The organism is Anaerotruncus sp. G3(2012), from assembly GCF_000403395.2.
Taxonomy (GTDB): domain Bacteria; phylum Bacillota; class Clostridia; order Oscillospirales; family Ruminococcaceae; genus Anaerotruncus.
Map to the genome: position 1 here is coordinate 331167 of NZ_KE159657.1, position 22371 is coordinate 353537.

Annotated in this window: 16 protein-coding genes; 11 read left to right on the forward strand and 5 right to left on the reverse strand. The window is 55.8% G+C overall.

From position 1 onward, the window contains the following. The first annotated feature begins 93 nt into the window (after window positions 1–93). Window positions 94–1035, forward strand: a complete 942-nt coding sequence (locus C814_RS07455) for a D-2-hydroxyacid dehydrogenase (RefSeq protein ID WP_016315025.1) — start codon at window positions 94–96, stop codon at window positions 1033–1035. Between the two features lie 90 nt (window positions 1036–1125). Here the strand turns inward: C814_RS07455 and C814_RS07460 are convergent, their stop codons facing one another. Next, window positions 1126–2610 carry a DUF1846 domain-containing protein gene (locus tag C814_RS07460; RefSeq protein ID WP_016315026.1) on the reverse strand — a complete coding sequence of 495 codons (1485 nt, stop codon included), beginning with the start codon at window positions 2608–2610 and terminating at the stop codon, window positions 1126–1128. A 272-nt stretch (window positions 2611–2882) separates the two neighbouring features. On the opposite strand from C814_RS07460, the gene C814_RS23390 reads away from it, so the two are divergent. Continuing rightward, window positions 2883–3047: a hypothetical protein gene (locus tag C814_RS23390; protein WP_016315027.1), complete on the forward strand. Its 165-nt coding sequence runs from the start codon at window positions 2883–2885 to the stop codon at window positions 3045–3047. 118 nt (window positions 3048–3165) lie between these two features. After that, complete coding sequence (locus tag C814_RS07465) at window positions 3166–3387, forward strand: hypothetical protein (RefSeq protein ID WP_016315028.1); 222 nt, start codon at window positions 3166–3168, stop codon at window positions 3385–3387. A gap of 52 nt (window positions 3388–3439) precedes the next feature. On the opposite strand, the gene C814_RS07470 is transcribed toward C814_RS07465, so the two are convergent. The 4 genes from C814_RS07470 to C814_RS07485 all read right to left on the reverse strand — a co-directional run bounded on the left by C814_RS07470 (window position 3440) and on the right by C814_RS07485 (window position 9256). Next, entirely contained in the window at window positions 3440–6091 is a 2652-nt protein-coding gene (locus C814_RS07470; protein WP_016315029.1) for a calcium-translocating P-type ATPase, PMCA-type, read from the reverse strand. Window positions 6092–6506: 415 nt separating this feature from the next. Further along, window positions 6507–7301, reverse strand: a complete 795-nt coding sequence (locus C814_RS07475) for an ABC transporter ATP-binding protein (RefSeq protein ID WP_016315030.1) — start codon at window positions 7299–7301, stop codon at window positions 6507–6509. Beyond that, on the reverse strand, window positions 7294–8181 hold the full coding sequence (locus tag C814_RS07480) for an ABC transporter permease (protein WP_016315031.1): 888 nt from the start codon (window positions 8179–8181) through the stop codon (window positions 7294–7296). The genes C814_RS07475 and C814_RS07480 overlap by 8 nt, the downstream gene beginning before the upstream one ends. 34 nt (window positions 8182–8215) lie before the next feature. Continuing rightward, on the reverse strand, window positions 8216–9256 hold the full coding sequence (locus C814_RS07485) for an ABC transporter substrate-binding protein (protein ID WP_016315032.1): 1041 nt from the start codon (window positions 9254–9256) through the stop codon (window positions 8216–8218). 543 nt (window positions 9257–9799) lie between these two features. Between C814_RS07485 and murA the strand changes: the two genes are divergently transcribed. From murA to C814_RS24050, 8 genes are all read left to right on the forward strand, one after another. Further along, complete coding sequence (gene murA, locus C814_RS07490) at window positions 9800–11053, forward strand: UDP-N-acetylglucosamine 1-carboxyvinyltransferase (protein ID WP_031219419.1); 1254 nt, start codon at window positions 9800–9802, stop codon at window positions 11051–11053. A 112-nt stretch (window positions 11054–11165) separates the two neighbouring features. Then, window positions 11166–11513 (forward strand): hypothetical protein, encoded by a 348-nt coding sequence (locus C814_RS0103705; protein ID WP_022788204.1) that lies wholly within the window; start codon window positions 11166–11168, stop codon window positions 11511–11513. 315 nt (window positions 11514–11828) lie between these two features. Continuing rightward, window positions 11829–13055 carry a cell division protein FtsQ/DivIB gene (locus C814_RS07495; RefSeq protein ID WP_016315034.1) on the forward strand — a complete coding sequence of 409 codons (1227 nt, stop codon included), beginning with the start codon at window positions 11829–11831 and terminating at the stop codon, window positions 13053–13055. A gap of 192 nt (window positions 13056–13247) precedes the next feature. Further along, window positions 13248–14366, forward strand: a complete 1119-nt coding sequence (ftsZ, locus tag C814_RS07500; RefSeq protein ID WP_016315035.1) for a cell division protein FtsZ — start codon at window positions 13248–13250, stop codon at window positions 14364–14366. Between the two features lie 78 nt (window positions 14367–14444). Further along, a complete protein-coding gene (ppk1, locus tag C814_RS07505; protein WP_016315036.1) occupies window positions 14445–16670 on the forward strand; it encodes a polyphosphate kinase 1 in 2226 nt (741 codons plus the stop codon). A gap of 293 nt (window positions 16671–16963) precedes the next feature. Beyond that, window positions 16964–18946 carry a DNA gyrase/topoisomerase IV subunit B gene (locus C814_RS07510; protein ID WP_016315037.1) on the forward strand — a complete coding sequence of 661 codons (1983 nt, stop codon included), beginning with the start codon at window positions 16964–16966 and terminating at the stop codon, window positions 18944–18946. Between the two features lie 212 nt (window positions 18947–19158). Continuing rightward, a complete protein-coding gene (locus C814_RS07515; protein ID WP_016315038.1) occupies window positions 19159–21393 on the forward strand; it encodes a DNA gyrase/topoisomerase IV subunit A in 2235 nt (744 codons plus the stop codon). Between the two features lie 546 nt (window positions 21394–21939). Continuing rightward, complete coding sequence (locus C814_RS24050; protein ID WP_196809894.1) at window positions 21940–22308, forward strand: trypsin-like serine peptidase; 369 nt, start codon at window positions 21940–21942, stop codon at window positions 22306–22308. Window positions 22309–22371: the final 63 nt, after the last annotated feature.

Consider the following 22371-nt stretch of genomic DNA (forward strand, 5'->3'; position numbering starts at 1 on the left):
TCCGTGTCCCGGGCGATTGTCCCGTCTCTCCGAACAGGAATTCTGTATGTTGTGAAGAAGAACCACAAAAAAGTTGGAAAGGATGTTTTACCCATGAAATGTCTCATTATTGATGCGGTCCACAGTTCGATTTCGGAAGAGCTTGGCAAGTATATGCAGGTAGATACCAAAATGCTCCCTTCCCAGGAGGAACTTGCGTCGCTGATTCCGGATTATGACGTGCTGATTATGCGTGTCGACCCCAAGATTGACAAAACCATCCTTGATGCTGCCGCAAACCTCAAGGTAATCGGTGTCTGCGCTGTCGGCCTCAACCATGTCGATACCGAGACCGCCAAAGCAAAGGGCATTCAGGTATTCAATGCGCCCGGCATGAACGCCAACGCAGTTGCTGAGCTGACCCTCGCAAAGATGCTCGAGATGTCCCGCCACACCATTCCGGCGAACCATGATGTCAAGGTCAACAAATCGTGGGATAAATATAAATTTGTTGGGCGTGAGCTGCGCGGCAAAACGCTCGGTATCTTGGGCTTCGGGCGCATTGGACGCCGTGTCGGTGAGCTGGGACGCGCATTCAAGATGAACATTGTTGCTTACGATCCGTTCCTCAAGCCCGAGGATTTCGAAAAAGAGGGCGCTACCGGCATGGGCGTGGACGAACTGCTCAAGGTTTCGGATTATGTGACCATCCATGTGCCCCTCACCGCAGAGACGAAAAACCTGTTCAATGCGAAGTCGATTTCTGAGATGAAAAACGATGCGGTTGTCCTCAATATGGGCCGCGGCGGAATCGTCAACGAGAAGGATATGTATGAGGCGCTCAAGGCTGGCAAAATCGGCGGCTATGCTTCGGATGTTATGGAGAACGAGCTGGCTGGCGGCGGACTCACCGAAGGCGCAGGCTTCGACTCCCCGCTTTTTGAGTGCGACAACTTCATTGTTTCTCCTCACATCGGCGCGCAGACCGTCGATGCTTCCCGTGATATCGCTGAACTGATCATCGCAAAGGTCAAGGAAGCGCTCAAGCTCGGCTGATTCCGTTTACACAGCTCCAGAAAGCCAGAACACAGAGAGCCGCCCAGCATCTGGGCGGCTCTCTTTTGAAATCCCTGAAACGCGGATTTCCTATTTATGATAGAGTTTTTTGGTCTGGTATTGGGGCTCGTAGGTGAGGTTCATCCCCAGCTTTTTAAACACAGCCACATCCACCTGTGAGAGGATGACAGAGGAGTGCGCTTCACACCCACGCAGTTTATCGAGCTGCTGCATCGCCAGTTCGGCGGTGGGGTTGGTTGCTGCCGAGATCGAAAGCGCGATCAGCGTTTCATCGCTGTGCAGCCGGGGGTTGTGGTTGCCCAGGTGGTCGACCTTGAGATGCTGGATCGGCTCAATGATGATCGGTGAAATCAGGTGGATGTTGTGGCTGATCCCCCCCAGTTCTTTGAGCGCATTGAGCAGGACTGCCGACGAAGCACCGAGCAGATCGGTGGTCTTGCCGGTGATAATTTTGCCGTTGGGCAGTTCGATCGCGGTGGAGGGCATCCCAGTTGCGGCCGAACGGTCGATAGCCGCCTGTGCGACCGGGCGGTCCTTGGTGGAGACCTCCGCCTGTTTCATCAGCAGGTCGAGTTTATAAACGCTTTCCTCGCTTGCCATCCCCATCCGATGGGAAGCGAGCGTCTGATAATAGCGGCGGATGATCTCCTGTCGGGATGCCTGCACGACCGCTTCGTCATCGGTGATGCACATGCCCGCCATGTTCACCCCCATATCGGTAGGAGATTTATAGGGGCTTTCCCCAGCGATCTGCTGGAAGATCGCATTCAGCACTGGGAATACCTCTACATCGCGGTTGTAGTTAACGGTGGTGACCCCATAGGATTCCAGATGGAACGGGTCGATCATGTTCACATCGTTGAGATCAGCGGTTGCCGCCTCATAGGCGAGGTTGACCGGGTGTTTGAGCGGCAGGTTCCAGATGGGGAAGGTTTCAAATTTGGCATACCCGGCCTTGATCCCGCGCTTGTGTTCGTGGTAAAGCTGGGAGAGACAGACCGCCATCTTACCGCTGCCCGGACCGGGCGCGGTGACCACAACCAATGGACGGGAGGTCTCTATGTATTGGTTTTTGCCGTAGCCATCGTCGCTGACGATCAGGGGGATGTTGGAGGGGTATCCGGCAATCGGGTAGTGGAGGTAAACCTGGACCCCCAGGGTTTCCAGCCGGCTTCGGAATGCATCTGCCGTCGGCTGTCCGGCGAACTGTGCGATGACAACGCTGCCGACATACAGACCGATTGCGCGGAATGCGTCGATGAGGCGGAGCACATCGACATCATAAGTGATCCCGAGGTCACCGCGGACCTTGTTTTTTTCGATGTCCGAGGCGTTGATAACGATTACGATTTCTGCGCTCTCTTTGAGCTGGAGCAGCATTTTGATTTTGCTGTCAGGGGCAAACCCGGGCAGCACCCGCGAGGCGTGGAAATCATCGAATAATTTTCCGCCAAATTCCAGATAGAGCTTGTTGCCGAACTTTTGAATCCGCTCAAGGATGTGTTCCGACTGTAGCTTCAGATATTTTTCCTTATCAAACCCGACCTTTACCATTTTTCGACCCCTCCGTACGAAATATTCAGACATTATTTTAGCTCTTTAGCCCTGAAAAATCAAGGGGCATGCTATCAAAATTTTTGATGGCATGGGAGGGGGCGGGCTGTTCTGCCATCCAGGAGGATTTCCGCTGTCTCTCTTGTCACCGGCGGGCAGGCGTGCTATAATCAAAAAAGAATCCGGCCGCTTGATGAGGGTAGGGAGATACACCAGATTGGCATGGAGTCACACAGGGACACAGACCATTTTTGCAAAAAGGAGGTGCTGAAATGGGGCTTTTCCGCCGCAAAAAACAGACAGCCGGCAAGCCATCCGCACCACAGAAGCCGGTTTCGCTGCCGCAGACAGGGGCGCCTGAACCGGAACAGCTCAGCGAGCAGCAGGCGCGTGTGATGGCGCAGGCACTTTCGGAATATCTGAAGGGGAAGCGCTGAACGTCTGCTCCAAAGGCAGAACAGGCTGTGAAAAAAAGCTTGACCTGGACCGTTCCAGACGATAAAATAAGGACATTACCCGGGCGGCTGCCGCCCGAGAGAAAAGGAAAGTGAAACGATGAAAGCGAGAATTCCGAAACATCGAGAGTTTGTAATTGACATCAAGGAGGAAGACGAGGCACGCCAGCAGGAATGCTGGAACAAACTCGAAGCAATCCTGAACGATTACAAAAAACAGGGGAAATCGGTCTATACCGAGACATTTATTGAGGACAACGAGGAGAAGGTCAAAGCACTCCAGCAGGAGTACCAGTTCGAATATACAATTGAGCTGGTCTGATCCGCTTCACGAAAAAAAGCCTGTGCATGGGAACCCCATGCACAGGCTTTTGTCATCTTCTGCGAAGCCGCAGACAGAGCTTGCGCGCAAGATCGACCGGTACCACCGAAAAAGCGATCAGGCAGACAGCTTTCAATTCGGGCAGGGTAAGCCCAGCGGTGCGGAAAAGGGTTCCGCCGTAGTAGATGAGCAGAAGCTGTACCCCTGCGACCAACAGCATGACAGCCGCAAACGACGGGTTTTTTGCGAGATGGGCGAACAGATTGATCCGATGGGTGCGGGCATTGAAGCTGTTGAGGATGCCTGAAAAAACAAAAAGGGCAAAAAAGGCGGTCATGAAATAGGCATCCCCCGGTCGGAACAGGCTGCGGAAGAAAGGCAGACGCAGGAACGATACGCAGAGGGCGACTGTATACAGCCCGGTGACAATGATCTGGTTTTGCATCTCGGCGCTGATGATCGGTTCGCTGCGGCTTTTGGGCGGCTCTTTCATGTATTCGGCGAGCGGCGGTTCCCCCGCGAACGCCAGCCCGGCGAGCGTATCCATGATAATATTGATCCAGAGCATCTGAACCACTGTGACCGGGGTGTCGATCCCGATGAACGGCCCGATCAGCGAGACCCCGACCGCACAGAGGTTCATGGTGAGCTGAAAGACGATGAACTTGCGGATGCTTTTGAAGATCGTGCGGCCATAGAGCACCGCTTTGGCGATCGAAGCGAAGTTGTTGTCCAGGATGACGATATCACCGGCCTCTTTGGCGACCTCTGCGCCGCTCCCCATCGCGAATCCGACATCGGATTTTTTGAGGGCGGGCGCATCGTTGATCCCGTCTCCGGTCATGCCGACCACCAGCCCCAGTTCCTGCGCAATCCGCACCAGCCGGCTCTTGTCAGTGGGCAGTGCGCGTGCGACCACCCGCAGGCGCGGCAGGACTGCCTTGAGGCGGCTGTCGTCAAGCGCAGCGAGTTCCGCACTTGTGAGTACTGCGTCTGGTTCGTTCGACCGAAGCAAACCGGCTTCCCGCGCGATCGCAACTGCGGTTTCCCGGTTGTCGCCGGTGATCATGACCGTCTGGATGCCCGCGCTTTCCACCTCCCGGACCGCTTTGCGCACCTCGGGGCGCAGCTCGTCCCGGATGCCAGCCAGCCCGATCAGGATCAGATCATGGGGAATCTCTTCGCTCCATGCGCCGTCGTATGCCGCGAGGACCAGAACCCGCATCGCCTCCCCTGCAAGCTGATTCCACGTCTGCTGGAGCGCTGCAAGGCTGGGGAGCGGGCGGATTTTGCCGTCTGGGGTGTAGCAGCGCTTGCAGTGCGGAAGCAGTTTTTCGGGTGCGCCCTTCAACAGGGTCAGATTCCGTCCGCCGCCCAGGCGCACTGACGAGAACTTCCGGGCGCTGTCGAACGGGAGAACATGTTCTTTGGAACAGGAGGGGGGCTGCGGCTGGACGGCTAGGAGGTAATCCAGGAATGCGCGGTCGGTCGCATTGCCGCCGATGGCGCGTCCCTGTGAGACGATGCTCGCTGTGTTGACAAACCCGGAGGTGCAGACCAGCTCAAACAGTCCTGGCGCCGCTTTGAGCGACTGGACGCTGTTGTATCGCTTTCCGTCCCCGGAAATCAGGGTGGAGACGCTCAGATTACCGCGGGTGAGGGTGCCGGTCTTGTCAGTGAACAGCAGATTGAGGCTCCCGGCGGTCTCTATCCCGATCAGTTTGCGCACCATCACATGGTCCCGGAGCATCCGGAACATGTTGGAGGAGAGCACGACAGTAATCATCATCGGGAGTCCTTCGGGAACCGCCACCACCACGACAGTGATCGCCAGAATCCCCGCATGCAGGAAGTTGGCGAGCATCCCGCCAAGGTCGTGCAGTTCTGCGAGGATCAGCGGGATGCTGTATCTGTTGTCGATCACGATGGCGTGGAACAGGTCGGCGAATGCGATCAGGCCAGCGGCTTTGTACCCCAGTCCGCTGATCGTCCGGGCCAGCCCTGCCAGACGGAGTTTGAGCGGACTTTCCCGTGTTTCCTCCTGTAGTTCCTGTGCAACCCCGCCGTAGAAGGTGTGGTCCCCGACATTTCGTACCACCATCAATCCCTCGCCCGAAGTGACCACGCTCCCGCGGAAGAGTTGGTTTTTTACGGTAAGGTCCCAGTCGTCCGCTCCGTTTTGGAGCGGAATTTTTACCGCCTCTTTGCTTTCCCCATTCAGCGCGGACTGGTCGACCCGCAGCTCGCCTGAAATCAGAATACCATCTGCCGGAACCCGTTCTCCTGCCTGCAACAGCACGAGGTCGCCCACTACGATCTCGGACATCAGAACCGAGAGCACCCCTTCCCGGCGCTTGACCCGGCACTGGATTTTAGCGGCATCCTCCTGTAATTTCAGGAAGGCGGACTCGCTCCCATATTCCGACAGGGTGGAGACAAAGGTTGCCAGGAAGATTGCCAGTGCGATACCGACAGTTTCAAACCAGTTCTGGCTGCGCAGGAGGAAGAGCAGATTCACCGCGAGCGCTGCCAGAAGGATTTTGATGATCGGGTCTCCGAAGCTCTCGAGAAATTGCTGCCAGAACCCTCTGCGGCGTTTCCGGGTAAACTGGTTTTCCCCATGCTCCCTCCGAGCGCGCTCCACTTCGGATTTGCTCAGCCCCCCGATCGAGTGGGCTGTCAGTCTTGCGGATTGCTGCCCCATTTTTTCGTCCCCCTTCTTTTGAATAGGCTTGTATACCTTATGCGGGGAACGAAAACATTATGAATCGCAAAAAGGCCGCCGGACAGCGGAAAGCTGTCCGGCGGGCCGCAGTGCATAGATTTGCTGGTGGAAACACATGGTGTTTATGTATATCTTTTGAGAAGGGGGCTTTTTCTCTTGTAAAAAGCCCCCTCTTGGCTCTGACTGCAAGTCAGAGCCAATTCACCCCAAAAAATGCGCTTCTCAGGCGGGTGCCCGGCACCCAAGAGGATGTTCCGCGCTCTGCGGAGCGCGGCCAAAGGCGCTGCCTTTGGAAACCGCAGCCTTTGAAAAGGCTGGCGAAACTTTTTATGATGGTTGCTTAAAAAGCAGGCAAAACGTTCCTTTGCGAAGCGGGGGCAGGGGACATGCCGCCCTACGAGAGCATCATACGGTCGTTGTCAAACGCCTTATGGCTGCGGTCCTTGAACAGCTCCAGCAGATCCGGGACGGTCAGTTTGGAGCGTGCGTCCCCTTGCAGGTCGAGGATGATCCGGCCGTTATCCATCATGATTGTGCGGTTGCCGCAATCGAGCGACTGCTGCATATTGTGGGTAATCATCATAGTGGTGATGCTGCCGCGTGCGACGATCTTCTGGGTCAGCTCGGCGACCTTCTCCGCAGTAGCGGGATCAAGCGCCGCGGTGTGCTCATCGAGCAGCAGTAATTTTGGGGTGACGATCGTTGCCATCATCAGGGTTACCGCCTGCCGCTGTCCGCCCGAGAGCAGCCCCATTTTTGTTTTCAGCCGGTCTTCCAGTCCCAGGCCCAGCTCGGAAAGCTGCTCCCGGAAGAAGTCTGAATCCTTTTTGCTGATCCCGAAGTGCACGCCTTTGCGCATCCCGCGAAGGTAGGCCATTGCCAGGTTTTCCTCGATCGTCATGTTTGGGGCGGTCCCTTTCAGCGGGTCCTGAAACAGCCGGCCGATCGTCCGGGCGCGCTGGTAATCGCGCAGGAAGGTGATGTTTTTGCCGTCAAGCAGGATATTGCCGCGGTCGATCAGGAACGATCCGGCAATCGAGTTAAACAGGGTCGATTTGCCAGCACCGTTCCCGCCGATAATCGTCACAAAGTCGCCCGGCGCGAGATGCAGGTTGATGTCAACGAGCGCCTTACGTTCGTTGGGGGTGTTCGGGAAAAAGGTTTTGCTGACGTTTTTCAGATCAAGCATCAAGCTTCGCCTCCTTCATCAGTTTGCGCACCCGGACCTTTTGAAGGATTGCCGGATAGGAGATTGCCAGCACGACGATTGCCGCGGAGATCAGCTTGAGGTCGTTGGGGGACATCCCACGCGCCATGACAAACGCAATGATCGTGCGGTAGATGATCGACCCGAGAACGACCGCGAGGATGTTGCGCGGGATGTTCGGCCGGCCAAAGATCACCTCGCCGATGATGAGGGAAGCCAGCCCGATGACCACCATGCCGATTCCCATGCTCAGATCGGCGAAGTTCTGGTACTGCGCGAGCATCCCGCCCGAGAGCGCGACCAGCGCATTTGCCAGCCCAAGCCCGATGAATTTCATCCGCTCGGTGTTGATCGAAGAGGAGCGGACCATATCCTCATTGTCGCCGGTCGCCCGGATGCAAAGCCCGAGCTGGGTGCGGAAGAAAAATCCCAGCATCAGGCAGACTGCCAGCAGGATTGCGCCCGAGACGAGCAGTTTCGAGAACTTCCCACTGGAAAGGGTGTAAAGACTCGCGGTTTTGAGCATCGAAACCTGTGCCTTGCCATCCATCACATGCAGATTGATCGAATAGAGCGCGGTCATCGAGAGGATGCCCGCCAGAATCGGCTGGATTTGCAGTTTGGTCTGTAGGAAAGCGGTCAGACAGCCCGCCAGCGTGCCCGCCGCGACCGCCAGACCCAGCCCGAGGTAGGGGTGGCCAGCCACCGTGAGCATGGCAGCGACTGCCGCACCCAGCGTGAAGCTGCTGTCGACCGTGAGGTCGGGAATATCCAGAATCCGATAGGAGACGAACAGCCCCAGCGACATCAGCGCATAGATCAGGCCCAGCTCGACCGCGCCCTGCAAGGCGAATAAGGACATAAGATCACTCTTTTCTCAAAAAATCAGCAGATGGTTATTCCACGACGATGGCGGAGGAGAGGAGGTCCCCGGGGAGGGTTACGCCGATCGCTTCGGCGGTAGTGGTGTTGACAACGGTGGCAAAGTTGCTCAGTGTCTCAACCGGAATCTCGCTGATCGGGGTGCCTTCGAGCACCTTCACCACCATTGCGGCGGTCTGTTTGCCGAGCAGGGTGTAATCAATGCCGACCGTTGCGAAGCCGCCGTCAATGACCATCGAGTCTGCGCCGGTATAGATCGGGAGGCCCGCCTGTTTCGCCACCTCCGCGTAAACCGGCATTGCGGTTGCGACGGTGTTGTCGATCGGGGTATAGAATGCTTGGCATTTGCCCACCAGGGATTGTGCCGCCTGCTGTACCTCGCTCGTATTGGTCACAGTGGCTTCCACATATCCGATCCCCTTGCTGTCAAGATAGGTTTTGGCCTGCTCGATTACTGCGACCGAGTTGACCTCGCCCAGGTTGTAGACCAGGCCGACCGTCTCGACGCCGGGGGTAAGCTGGTTCATCAGCTCGAACACCTGGTCGACCGGGATCGCATCCGAGGTACCGGTGATGTTGCCTTCGGGGGCGTCAGGGTTCTCGACCAGTTTGGCCGCGACCGGGTCGGTTACCGCCGAAAAGACCAGCGGAATGTCGGGGGCTGCTGCCGCCGCAGAGATCGCGGTCGGGGTGGCGATCGCGACGATCAGGTCTTTGCCGTCGCCCGCAAATTTTTGGCAGATCGAATTCAGATTGGACTGGTCGCTCTGTGCGTTCTGGTAGTCGATTTCCACCTTGTCCGGCCCGTAACCGAGCGCTTCCATTTCAGCGGTGAACGAATCCCGAATCTGGTTCAGCGAAGTATGTTCCATGATCTGTGCCAGGCCGATCCGGTAGGTGTTGCCCGAGCCTGCATCAGAGGGTGCGGATTCTGTGGATGCTGCCGAGGAAGCGGGGGCGGCGTTTTCCGCCGCGGAAGAAGAGGGAGTGCTGCCGCAGGCGGCGAGGGAAGCGGTCATCAGGACTGCGATTGCTGCTGCAAAAAACTTTTTCATGGTTCAGTGCTCCTTTACATATAAAATGATTTATATGTTGGTGGAGGTACGGCAGGCTTTGCAGTTTCCGGAGAACAAACAAAAACACCTGCCCTTCCAACAAGGACAGGTGTAAAACCTGCGGTACCACCTTGATTGACGTAAAAACGCCCACCTCATCAGAGTGCCAACACACCCTTTGCCCGATAACGCCGGCACGCGTCGCAGGATACTCAGCAGATTCGCCTTTCACCGCGCCCTCAGGAGTCCATTTGCCCGTCCCGCGTTCCGGCCTGGTTCTCAGCTTCCCAAGCTCTCTGTGCGTGCGCTTACGGTTTTATCTCTCCGTCACTGGTTTATGTCCCCTATTTAAGCACAAACGGCCGGGATTGTCAACCCCTTTCTGAAATTTTATGCGGTGAAGCCCGAAAGCGTTCCCGGAACCAGAATTTTGTGCACAGCATAGGATGGTTCAGAATCAGGCAGGATTGAAGCTCTGTTTGAACGATGGAAACAGCCCCTGGAACGAGGGGGGCGTATCCGCAGATGAAAGGGTGCGTGAAGATGGAAAAACTGAAAATCTGCGGCGGCAGCCGGCTGTCCGGGACGCTGCGGGTCCACGGCGCGAAAAATGCCGCCCTGCCGATCCTGGCGGCATCACTGCTGCCGGGTGAATGCGTATTACATAACTGCCCGCGTTTGACCGATGTGGAAGCCGCCTGCAATATCCTCGCCCAGCTTGGGGCCAGCGCCCATCGTGAGGGGGAATCGGTGGTGGTGTCTGGCGGCGGGGACTGTTGCTGCTGTATCCCGGATGAGCTGATGCGCCGGATGCGTTCGTCAATCGTCTTTCTGGGGGCGATCATCGCAAAATGCGGGTGGGCGAGGATCTCTCTGCCGGGCGGATGCGAGCTTGGGCCGCGCCCGATCGACCTGCATCTCGCCGCACTTGAACGGCTTGGGGTCGAGATTGGGGAGGATCACGGCTATCTCGACTGCCGGGTTCGGGACCGGCTGCATGGCGGGATCGTGACGCTGCCGTTCCCGAGTGTCGGCGCGACCGAAAACGTTATGATCGCGGCTGCGCTGGCCGAAGGGGAGACGGTCATTCGGAATGCGGCGCGTGAACCGGAGATCTCCGATCTTGCTGATTTTCTCAATGCGTGCGGCGGACGGGTGCGGATTGCGCAGAACGGGGATGTGCGGATCGAGGGGGTTCGCAGCCTGTCGCCCTGTGAACACCGGGTGATCTCCGACCGGATCGCTGCGGCAACCTACCTGAGCTGTGCGGCAATCACCGGCGGCGAGCTGCTGCTGACCGGGGTCTGCACCGAACATCTCTCGGCGGTTCTGCCCTGCTTTGAAGAGATGGGCTGCCGCATTGAGACAACAGCCGAGACCATCCGGCTCGAAGCTCCCAAGCGGCTGCATCCGCTCCGTTGTGTGCGGACCATGCCCTATCCGGGCTTCCCCACCGATGCGCAGTCCCCGCTGATGGCGGCCGCCTGCCTTGCGGACGGGAGCAGCATGTTTGTCGAAAACATCTTTGAGTCCCGTTATAAGCAGGTTCCCGAGCTTGCGCGGATGGGCGCGGATATCAAGGTAGAAGGGCGGATCGCGTTGGTACACGGGGTACGGGAGCTGCACAGTGCGTCGGTACACTGCACCGACCTGCGCGGCGGGGCGGCAATCGCAGTGGCGGCATTGGCGGCACAGGGGGAAAGTGAACTGCTCGAGATCGGGCATATTGACCGGGGTTACGAACGGTTTGAAGAGAACCTTGCGTCGATCGGGGCACAGGTGCGGCGGGAGGCATAACCAAATTCAATGCCTGAAATTTTGAATTTTTTTCGAGCGGATTGCGCCGCCTGCTCCTGCGTGTTATAATAGAACAGAAAACTGGCGCAAACAAGGAGGCTCCCTCTGCTGGATGTTTTGGGAAAGCGGGCGGCGGCAGGGAAAGTGTGGGAAGATTTTGATGGGTTCCGGGCATATCTCCGCCGCGCAAACGGTCGTTTTTGACCAAACGCATGGTTTAGATGGTTTTGGGGTCCCTATTTATGGAAGAACTCCTTCTCCATACGAAGCGCTTTTTGGGATTTTGCTTTTTCGGGTGGTAAAAATCCCTCGCAAAAAGAGATGGAATAGGCTTTTAGACACGTTACAGACAGCGGGGTTACCTGGAAGCCATACTTACCCGCAGCAGTGCTGCGGGTTTCAAAACCGTTTTGGTTTTGAAACCAGTTTTCATAAAAGCCGCCGATTCAGTCCGCTTTGAGGGCTGGAAGATATTTTTTAAAATTAGGCGCGAAGTTCGACAGAAACGCCGGTTTTTCTCACCCGGATTCCGTTATAATCGAATTACTTTCAAAGTTTTATGGGGATTCTTTGGAAGCCTGCGGCAGAATGGCCGCAGGGAGCGGCGAAAAGCGGCTTTGATTCGGATTTCATGGCCGACAGGCATGTTTTACATGCCTGCTGACGTTTGTCCGCCATTTACCAGGATGATCCGTTGTCCTGAAATGGTTCGGCCGGATCATCTTTATCAGCAACAGTTCCCGTCCTTTTGAAGCGGGAACCGCCGGAGGCAGCCATGAAGCAGAAAATCCTATCGTTCGGACCGGTGCGCCGTTCCTCCCCCAGTCGGGCGAAGGCGGCAGCTTCCGGGCGCCGGCGCAGGCGCAGGCGCACAGGCCGGCAGACCCTCAACTACATATTGCTGATGCTTGTTGCGCTGTCGATCTTTTCGGTGCTCTCGCTCACCGTGTTTTTCAAGATCGAAGCGGTCGAGGTCTCCGGGAACGCGATGTATGCCGATGAAGAGCTGATCGAAAGCAGCGGGGTCCAGATCGGGGACAATCTGTTCCGGGTCAGCGTAAAAAAGGTGGAAGAGCGCCTGATTGAAAAGTTCCCCTACGTTGAAGAGGTGCATTTCAAGCGGGTGTTCCCGGCAAAGCTGGTGCTGGAGATCACCCAGGCAACCCCGCTCGGCGCGGTGGATACCTCGGTGGGATACCTGATCATCGGCCGGAGCGGGCGGATTCTCGAGGCGAATGCAGTTTCGCTGCCCGAAGCGATGACCGTTGTGACCGGCATGTATATCAGTTCGCCGGCGGTTGGACGCAGGCTGGGCACCGTAGTTGAGCGCGGGGAGATCATCTATCCCGAAGAGGTCCAGCAGACCAATGCGTTCGACCAGGCGGAGGCCGCCGAACGCGAGGAAGAGGCGAAACGCCAGAAGATCAGCAACAAGGAGCGGGACCGGATCCGGCGTCAGGAGGCGGCGGAAGCGGAGGAGGACGGCTTCAAGATGCTGACCTATCTGGTCGACGCGGTGGAAGAGACCGGTTTTGAAAACATCACCCTGATCGACTTTTCCGACCCGCTCAACATGATGATCGTCTATGATGGGCGGATCATGGTTGAGCTGGGGAGCGAGGCGCACCTCGCGCTGAAGCTGCAGGCGGTCGAGAAGGTCGCTCTGGAAAATCTTGCGGATGACTTTGAGGGTACCCTTGATGTCACGATGGTCGGCAGCTCGACCCCGGCGGAAATCTGGAGCCGTCCCGGCGATATCCAAAGCGAGATCGACGCCCGCCGCAAGTTTATCGAAGAGGCGCAGGAGGAAGAGGAGCCGGAAACCACCATCTGGTTCCAGGACAGCAGCAATCCTGAGCTTGCGCTCGACCCGGACGCGCTTGCGGCCGCCAACAGCGCCGCAGCAAAGGCAGCGGCATCTTCCTCGTCCGCGGCATCGGGGCCGCCGGAACAGGCGTCCTCCTCCTCGCGGGACGAGCTGGCCACAGTCCCGGTTGGGTGAGTGCCGGAAAGGGCTGAAAGCTGGGAATTTGTCACAATTTGAGAAACTGGCCCGGAAAGCTATTGCGTTACCGGCGGAAATCTGTTAAAATGGGGACGATAGTAGACTAAGACGGGGTAGAAGCGCCTTTTTAGACATAAAAACAGCCATGCCGCCAAAATAAGGTATGGAACGGATACAGGGGGAACAGCGATGATAATGAACTTCGATATGGCAAGTGAATCGGAGAATGTCGTATCAATCAAGGTAGTTGGCGTGGGCGGCGGTGGCGGCAATGCGGTCGACCGGATGGTCCAGTCGGGGATGAAGAGTGTGGAATTCATCTCGATCAATACAGATAATCAGGCGCTGCTTCGGTCGCAGGCCACCTATAAACTGCATATTGGTGATAAACTCACCCGCGGCAAAGGCGCGGGCGGCAATCCTGAAAAGGGCCAGCGCGCGGCGGAGGAGAGCCGGGACGAGATCGCAGCCGCGCTCAAGGGCACCGATATGGTATTTATCACAGCGGGCATGGGCGGCGGCACCGGTACCGGCGGCGCCCCGGTTGTGGCGGAGATTGCGCACGAGATGGGTGTACTTACAGTTGGCATTGTCACCAAGCCGTTCAACTTTGAAGGGCGCCGGCGGATGGAGCAGGCGGAGATGGGTGTTACCGCGCTGCGTGAACATGTCGATGCGCTGCTGGTCATCCCGAACGAACGGCTCAAGCTGATCTCGGACGAGAAGATCACCCTCCAGAATGCCTTCTCTGCGGCGGACAATGTGCTCAAACAGGGCGTACAGAGCATTTCCGATCTGGTGAATATCCCCGGTGTGGTCAACCTCGACTTCGCTGATGTCACTGCGATCATGAAGGACGCGGGCTATGCGCATATGGGTGTTGGTGCGGCGTCCGGCAAGGACAAGGCGCGTCTGGCGGCAGAAGCGGCAATCGCCTCTCCGCTTCTCGAAACCTCGATCAACGGCGCCAAGGGCGTGATCGTCAATATCACTGCATCACCTGACATTGATCTGGATGACATCGATACCGCCTCTTCGATGATCCATGAGTCGGCGCATCCGGATGTCAACCTGATCTGGGGCGCCACCTTCGACGAAACCCTCAACGACGAGATCCGTGTCACTGTGATCGCGACCGGCTTCGACAACGACAAAAACTTTGCGCTGCCGTCCTATGGGTTCGGGAAAAAGCCGGCAGCGGTTCCGGAGAAGCAGCAACAGGAGGAAACACCGCCTGTGGTATCCTCCAATGAGGACGACGACAACTTCTTTGACATCCTGTCGATCTTCAACAACAAGCGCAACTAAAACAGAAAAGAGGGTATTGTCGGGAGGCGATGCCCTTTTTTGCAGTTTGGACAGCAACGAATAAAGGGGAACTTCACAATGGACAATCAGGGAAATCTGCCGCTGCTCTATCACAATCGGGAATTGAGCTGGCTGAAATTCAACCAGCGGGTACTCGAGCAGGCGCGGGACAACGCAATCCCACTGCTCGAACGGCTGAAATTCATCTCGATTTTCGGGAGCAATCTGGACGAATTTTATATGATCCGGGTCGGCACGCTGACCGATGCCGCGCTGCTCGAGCCGGATGAGACCGACAATAAGCTGGGGATGAGCCCTGCCGAACAGCTTCAGGCGATCTTCGCGCAGACCCGCTCGCTAGCCGCCCAGAAAGACGAGGTCTACCAGCTGCTGATGCGGGATCTCACACAGGAACACGGGATCGAGCAGCTCGACCCCGAAACGCTCGACGGGGAAAAGGCCGAGTATCTTGAACGGTATTTTACCCATGAGCTGATGCCCATGCTCTCTCCGCAGATCATCGACAAGCATCATCCGTTCCCGTTTTTGCGCAACAAGGAAATTTACATCTGCGCCCAGCTCCAAACCAAAGGGGAATTTGTCAAGCTGGCAATGATCCCGGTTTCGACCGGCTTCGACCGGATGGTGTTCCTCCCGTTTGCCAAGGACAAATTCGTTCTGATTGAAGATTTGGTGCTCAAATATTGCGACAAGGTATTTGAAAGCTATGTCGTCACAGCCAAGACGATCCTGCGGGTCACCCGCAATGCGGACATCAATGTGGATGAGGCGATGTACGACCACGACATCGACTATCGGAGCGTCATGGAGCAGATGGTCAAAAACCGCCGCAAGCTGATGCCGGTCCGGCTCCAGATTCAGGGCGGCGCCAACCATGCCATCCTGGACCAGCTCTGTAAAAAGCTCGAGTTGAGCCATGATCGGGTTTTCCAGATGCGTACCCCGCTCGATATGTCATTCGGTTTTTCGCTCTGTGCCCGGTATGAGCGCCGTGGGGAAAAGGAGCTGTTCTACCCGACGCTCACTCCCCAGAAGAGCGTCATGCTCGAGCATGGCAAGCCGATCATGCCGCAGATCGAGGATCATGATGTGCTGCTGTCCTATCCCTTCGAAACGATGAAGCCGTTCATCGACCTGCTGCTCGAGGCGGCTTCGGACGAAAGTGTCCTGAGCATCAAGATGACCCTCTATCGGGTTGCGCGTCAGAGCCAGGTGGTGGCGGCACTCATCAAGGCCGCTGAAAACGGCAAGGAGGTCCATGTCGTCGTTGAACTGCGCGCCCGGTTCGATGAGGAAAATAATATCATCTGGTCCAGGCGGCTGGAGGAAGCGGGGGTCAATCTGACCTATGGGCTTGGAGAGTATAAGGTGCATTCCAAACTGCTGGTCATCACCCGCAAGCAGGGCGATAAGGTGCAGTTTATCACCCAGATCGGAACCGGCAACTACAACGAATCGACCGCGCGGCAATATACAGACCTCTGTTTGATTACCGCTGACCGGGAGTTCGGAGAGGATGGACTGCGGATTTTCAACGGCATCCTGACCGACCATCCCGCCGAAACGACCACCCATCTGCTCGCCTCGCCGCTCACCATGAAACCGGCAGTGCTGCGGTATATCGAACAGGAGATCCGGTATGCGCGGGAGGGACAGCCGGCTGAAATCCTCGTCAAGGTGAATTCGGTGACCGATAAGGACCTGATTGATGCGCTGATCGAGGCGTCAAAAGCCGGGGTCAAAATCCGGATGGTGGTTCGCGGCATCTGCTGCCTGCGCGCGGGAGTGCCCGGTTATACCGATAACATCGAGGTTGTCAGCATTGTAGGACGGTTTCTGGAGCATAGCCGGGTTTATGTGTTCGGCCCGCCCGAGCGCAGCCATATGTACATCTCGTCCGCTGACTTCATGACCCGGAACATGGAACGCCGGGTCGAGGTCGCTGCGCCGATCTACAACGAACAACTGAAACAGCGGATTATGGCAATGCTGAATCTGGAATTTTCAGACAACGTTAAGGGGAAGCGGCTCTTGGAAAATGGGGAGTATCAGCTGGTCAAAAACGACAAGCCCCCGATAGATAGCCAGATCGACCTGTACAAAGCGGCGTATATGCGCGCGGAACATGCGGCAAATCCGCCAAAAAGTTCGCAGAAGCCATCCGCACCCAAGTCTAAACACGCAGCAGCCACAAAAGCGCTCAAAAAGAGGACGCCCACACAACAACAGGCCAGAGAGCGGTTTGTGCTGGACCGCCTGAGAGATTTCTTCAAAAAGAGATAACCTTGTCCGCCCGGCTGTTGCTGTGCAGAGCTGGGCGGGCGTTTTCGCTTGCAGAGGCGGTCCGATTCTCTTTTGAAAGTTTTACTCGTTTTTTTTGCTGCCGCTGCACTGTGGGTTGCAGCGAATCTTGCGGAGTGCATTCGCTATAACGCTACGGTTCCCAGCGCGCAGATTCGGGTTTCCCGTCCCGCAGCCTGTCGGGAGAATCTACAGGCTGAACAGGGCATTTTTTGCGAGTGAAAAAGCCCCTGTGAAATGATGAAAAACAAGCTGTTTATTACGGAGGCCATACAATGCCAAAAAAAGCCACAAATGATTATGGAAATGAGAGTATTTCCTCGCTGAAAGGGGCCGACCGGGTTCGCAAGCGTCCAGGGGTGATCTTCGGATCGGACGGTCTGGACGGCTGTGAGCACGCGATGTTTGAGATTCTTTCCAATTCGATCGACGAGGCGCGCGAAGGACACGGAGACCGGATCATCATCACCCGCTATCTCGACCATTCGATCGAGATCGAGGATTTCGGACGGGGGCTTCCGGTCGATTACAACCCCCGGGAGGAACGGTACAACTGGGAGCTGGCATTTTGCGAACTTTACGCGGGCGGCAAGTACCAGACCAACGAGGGGGAAAGCTACGAATATTCGCTCGGATTGAATGGTCTGGGGCTGTGCGCAACCCAGTATGCGTCCGAGTATATGGATGCGGAAATCTACCGCGATGGGATGAAATATACCCTGCATTTTGAGCGGGGTGAAAACATCGGAGGACTCCAGAAGGAGGAGACCCGCCGCCGGCAGACCGGCACCAGAATCCGCTGGAAGCCGGATTTGCAGGTGTTCACCGATATTGACATCCCGCTCGAATATTTTCAGGATGTCATCAAACGGCAGGCGGTCGTCAACGACGGGACCCGTTTCCTGTTGCGCAGCCAGACCGATTCAGGGTTTGACGAGCAGGAGTTTCTCTATGAAAACGGGATTGTCGATTATGCGGGCGAACTTGCGGGGGAAGGCGCGCTGACCTCGATGCAGTTTTGGAAGGCCGAGCGCAGAGGCCGCGACCGGGAGGACAAGCCGGAATACAAGGTCAAGCTGAATGTGGCCTGTTGTTTTTCCAACCGGGTGAAGAAGGCTGAGTATTACCACAATTCCAGCTTTCTGGAGCATGGCGGTTCCCCCGAGCGCGCGGTCAAGCTGGCGTTTGTCTATATGATCGACAACTACATCAAAAACGCCGGGAAGTACAACAAAGGGGAAAGCAAGATCACCTTTGCGGATGTGGAGGATTGTCTGGTACTGGTTTCGAGCAGCTTTTCCACCCAGACTTCGTATGAAAACCAGACCAAAAAGGCGATCACCAACAAGTTTATCTATGAGGCGATGAATGAGTTTCTGCGGCATCAGATCGAGGTCTATTTCCTCGAAAACCCGGATGATGCGGCTCGGATCGCCGAGCAGGTGCTGATCAACAAGCGCAGCCGTGAGAACGCAGAAAAAACACGGCTCAACCTCAAAAAGAAACTGGCGGGCAGCATTGACATGTCCAACCGGGTACAGAAGTTCGTTGACTGCCGCACCAGAGACGTGAACCGCCGCGAAATTTATATCGTGGAGGGGGATTCGGCGCTCGGCTCCTGCAAGATGGGCCGGGACTCCGAGTTTCAGGCGATTATCCCGGTACGCGGTAAGATTCTCAACTGTTTGAAAGCGGAGTATGACAAAATCTTCAAAAACGACATCATCACCGATATTTTTAAGGTGCTCGGATGCGGGGTGGAGGTCACCTCCAAGGCCAACCGGGACCTCTCTTCCTTCGATCTTTCCGGGCTGCGGTGGAATAAGATCGTAATTTGTACCGATGCCGATGTGGACGGGTTCCAGATCCGCACCCTGATTTTGACCATGCTCTACCGCCTCGCCCCGACCTTGATTGAGCGGGGGTATGTCTATATTGCCGAATCGCCGCTTTATGAGATCACCAGTAAGGATAAGGTTTACTTCGCCTATACCGAAGCGGAAAAGGCGGACGCACTTTCCAAGATCAGTGGAAAATATAACATCCAGCGCTCCAAAGGGCTGGGCGAAAACGAGCCGGATATGATGTGGCTGACCACCATGAATCCCGAGACCCGCCGGTTGATTAAGGTGAATCCCTCGCAGGCGGAGGCAACCAGCCGGATGTTTGATCTGCTGCTTGGTGACAACCTCGCCGGACGCAAGGAGTTTATTGCGGAAAACGGGCATCAGTATCTCGATCTGGCGGACATCTCGTGACAGCGTGGATGGGAAAGGGGCTTTTTCTCTTGCAAAAAGCCCCCTCTTGCCGCCGACGGCGGCAATTCACCCCCAAATGCGCTTCTCAGGAGAAGGCGTTCCGCGCTCTGCGGAGCGCGGCCAAAGGCTCTGCCTTTGGAAACCGCGATTTTTTGGAAAAAATCGAGTAAAACTTTTGGTTGTGAAACAAACATACAGGATGAGGTGAACCAATGGCCGCCAAACGACCGAAAAAGGAACCCAAAAGACAGGTCAACCCCTCGGCAGTGATCGAAAATGCGGGCATCATGTTCGAACAGCCGATTGTGGAAACCCTCGAAAAAAACTATATGCCATACGCGATGAGTGTAATCGTCAGCCGCGCGATCCCCGAGATCGACGGGTTTAAGCCGTCGCACCGGAAACTGCTTTATACGATGTATAAAATGGGGCTGTTGACCGGGGCACGCACCAAGTCGGCCAACGTGGTGGGCCAGACAATGCGTCTCAACCCACATGGCGACAGCGCGATCTATGAAACAATGGTGCGCCTTGCACGCGGGTGCGAGGCGCTGCTCCATCCATATGTGGATAGCAAGGGCAACTTCGGCAAGGCATACAGCCGGGATATGGCCTATGCTGCGTCCCGGTATACCGAGGTCAAGCTCGACCCGATCTGCAATGAACTGTTTGGTGATATCGACCGCGACACGGTGGATTTTGTGGATAACTACGACAATACCATGAAGGAGCCAACTCTGCTTCCGGTCACCTTTCCGTCGGTTCTGGTGAATGCCAATGTGGGCATCGCAGTTGGGATGGCTTCGTCGATCTGCCCGTTTAACCTTTCGGAGGTCTGCGAAACCACGATCGCTGTCCTGCGCAACCCCGATCACGACCTGACTGAGACCCTCAAAGCCCCCGACTTCCCAGGAGGCGGCTATATCGTTTACAACGAACGGGAACTGCGTCAGGTTTACGAAACAGGGCGGGGCGGCATCCGGGTGCGGGCGCGCTATACCTACGACAAGGCGAACAACTGCATTGATATCACCGAAATCCCGCCAACCACCACAGTCGAGGCGATCATGGACAAGGTGGTTGATCTGGTCAAGGCCGGGAAAATCCGGGAGATCGCTGATATGCGCGATGAGACCGATCTGAGCGGTTTAAAATTGACCCTCGACCTCAAGCGCGGCACAGACCCTGATGCGCTGATGCGTCGGCTGTTCCGGATGACCCCGCTTGAGGATAGTTTTTCCTGCAACTTTAATGTGCTGATCGGCGGTATGCCGCGGGTCTGCGGGGTTAAAACGCTCATCAACGAATGGGCGGCGTTCCGTGAAGAATGTGTCCGGCGCAAGATCCATTTCGAGCTGAAGCGCAAGCAGGATAAACTGCATCTGCTGCGCGGCCTGGGGAAAATCCTGCTCGATATTGACAAGGCGGTGAAGATCGTCCGGGAGACCGAGGAGGAGAAAGAGGTCGTCCCCAATCTGATGATCGGATTTGGCATCGACGAGGTGCAGGCGGAATATGTCGCGGAAATTCGTCTGCGGCATCTGAACCGGGAGTATATTCTCAAGCGGATCGAGGAAACCGGGCAGCTCGAAAAAGAGATCGCGGAGATGCAGGAGATCCTTGGGGATCGGAAAAAGGTTCGTGCACTGATTATTTCTGATCTGAAGGAGGTCAGCAAAAAGTACGGGAAACCCCGCCGTTCGCTGCTCTATTATCCCACAGAGGAGGACGAGCAGCCGGTTGCCGCCGAGATGCCTGATTATCCGGTCCATCTGTTCTTTACCCGCGAAGGATATTTCAAAAAGATTACGCCGCAGTCGCTCCGGATGAGCAGTGAACACAAGCTCAAAGAGGGGGATTCGGTCGTACAGGCGCTTGAGGGCAGCAACAATATGGAACTTCTCTTCTTTACCGATCGGGCGCAGGTCTACAAGGCGAAAGCATCCGACTTTGACGACACCAAGGCGAGTGTGATGGGGGATTATATCCCCGCCCGGCTCGGGATGGAGGAAGGCGAAAACGCAGTCTATCTGGCAGCGACTTCGGATTTTGCCGGTTATATGCTCTTCTTCTTCGAGAATGGAAAGGTAGCGAAGGTGGAGCTTTCCGGATATCAGACCAAAACCAACCGCAAAAAGCTGCTTGGCGCTTATAATGCGGCTTCCCCGCTGGTCGCGGCGCGTCAGATTGGGGAGGACTGCGAATTCCTGCTGACCTCAACCAATGGCCGGATGCTGATTGTCCACACCGGCGCAATCGCTCCGAAATCGACCCGCGGGACACAGGGGATCGCGGTCATGACCCAGAAGAAGAACCAGACGCTGGCATCGGTCGAGCCGTTTGTGGAGGGGTCGCTCGCGAACGACCACCGGTACCGTACCAAGACACTGCCTTCGGCAGGGATGCTGCCCCGGCCGGAGGATACCGGCGAACAGCTCTCCCTTTGATACAGAAAAAACGAAAGCCGGACAGCGATTGCCGTCCGGCTTGGGTTTTCATCCCCGTGCAAACGCTTTTCGGAGTAAAAACCGTTGTTAGTATGGTCCCAATGCATTGATTTATACAGATTATTTTATAATTATTTTTTAAATATCAAATATATTTTTTAAAATAACAAGATTTACAATATTATCCATATGTGATATGATGAAATTGTGATAAACAGATCTGCGCGCAGGGGGTATCACGGCAAAGAAACAGTGAAGGAAAATGGCAGTATATGTTGAAAAAAGTGCGTAAGTACATTTCTGATTGTTTTTTTGTTGCTGACTATGGGCTTGTCGGCCTCTGCCGTAGGCGACTCTCAAGATAAAACAGAACCTTATGACCCGAACCCGTCAGTGCGTCCTTGCACGATTTTTGGCGATGATGACTCTTGGTACGCCACACCGAAAGATGGAAGAGGATACAAGGCTGTTGCGAAGCTATATATCTACTTTCCGGATAGCAGCACACCAAGGGAGGGGACAGGTTTCCTCTATGGAGATCATGCGATGGGAACAGCGGCACATTGCCTGTATGATGGTAGATATGGCGGCAAGGCTACAAGGATCAAAATTGTTCTTCCGCATAAGACAATTTTTGCTGATGGCAGTAAACTGCGCTATCCGCCCCAATGGAGCGCGGGTTCTTCCTCCACAGTAGCAGGAGATTGGCATTACGATTATGGAACGATTACACTTCCTGCCGGAACGGCATCTGAAGGCTATTTTGGTCTTTATACAAATGGCGCAAAAGTGGGAGATACCTGTTTGGTTAGTGGATATCGGGCAGGAGAGTACAAGGCCCGTATTAGCCGCGATAAAATTAGGAAATTTGGTACATATGATTTAGGTTGTGTCGTCAATAGAAATGTGCTATAATAGTCCTCAAAGTAGCAGGAGGGCAGAAAAATGGCGAGGGAACAGCATCGACATGATATAAGC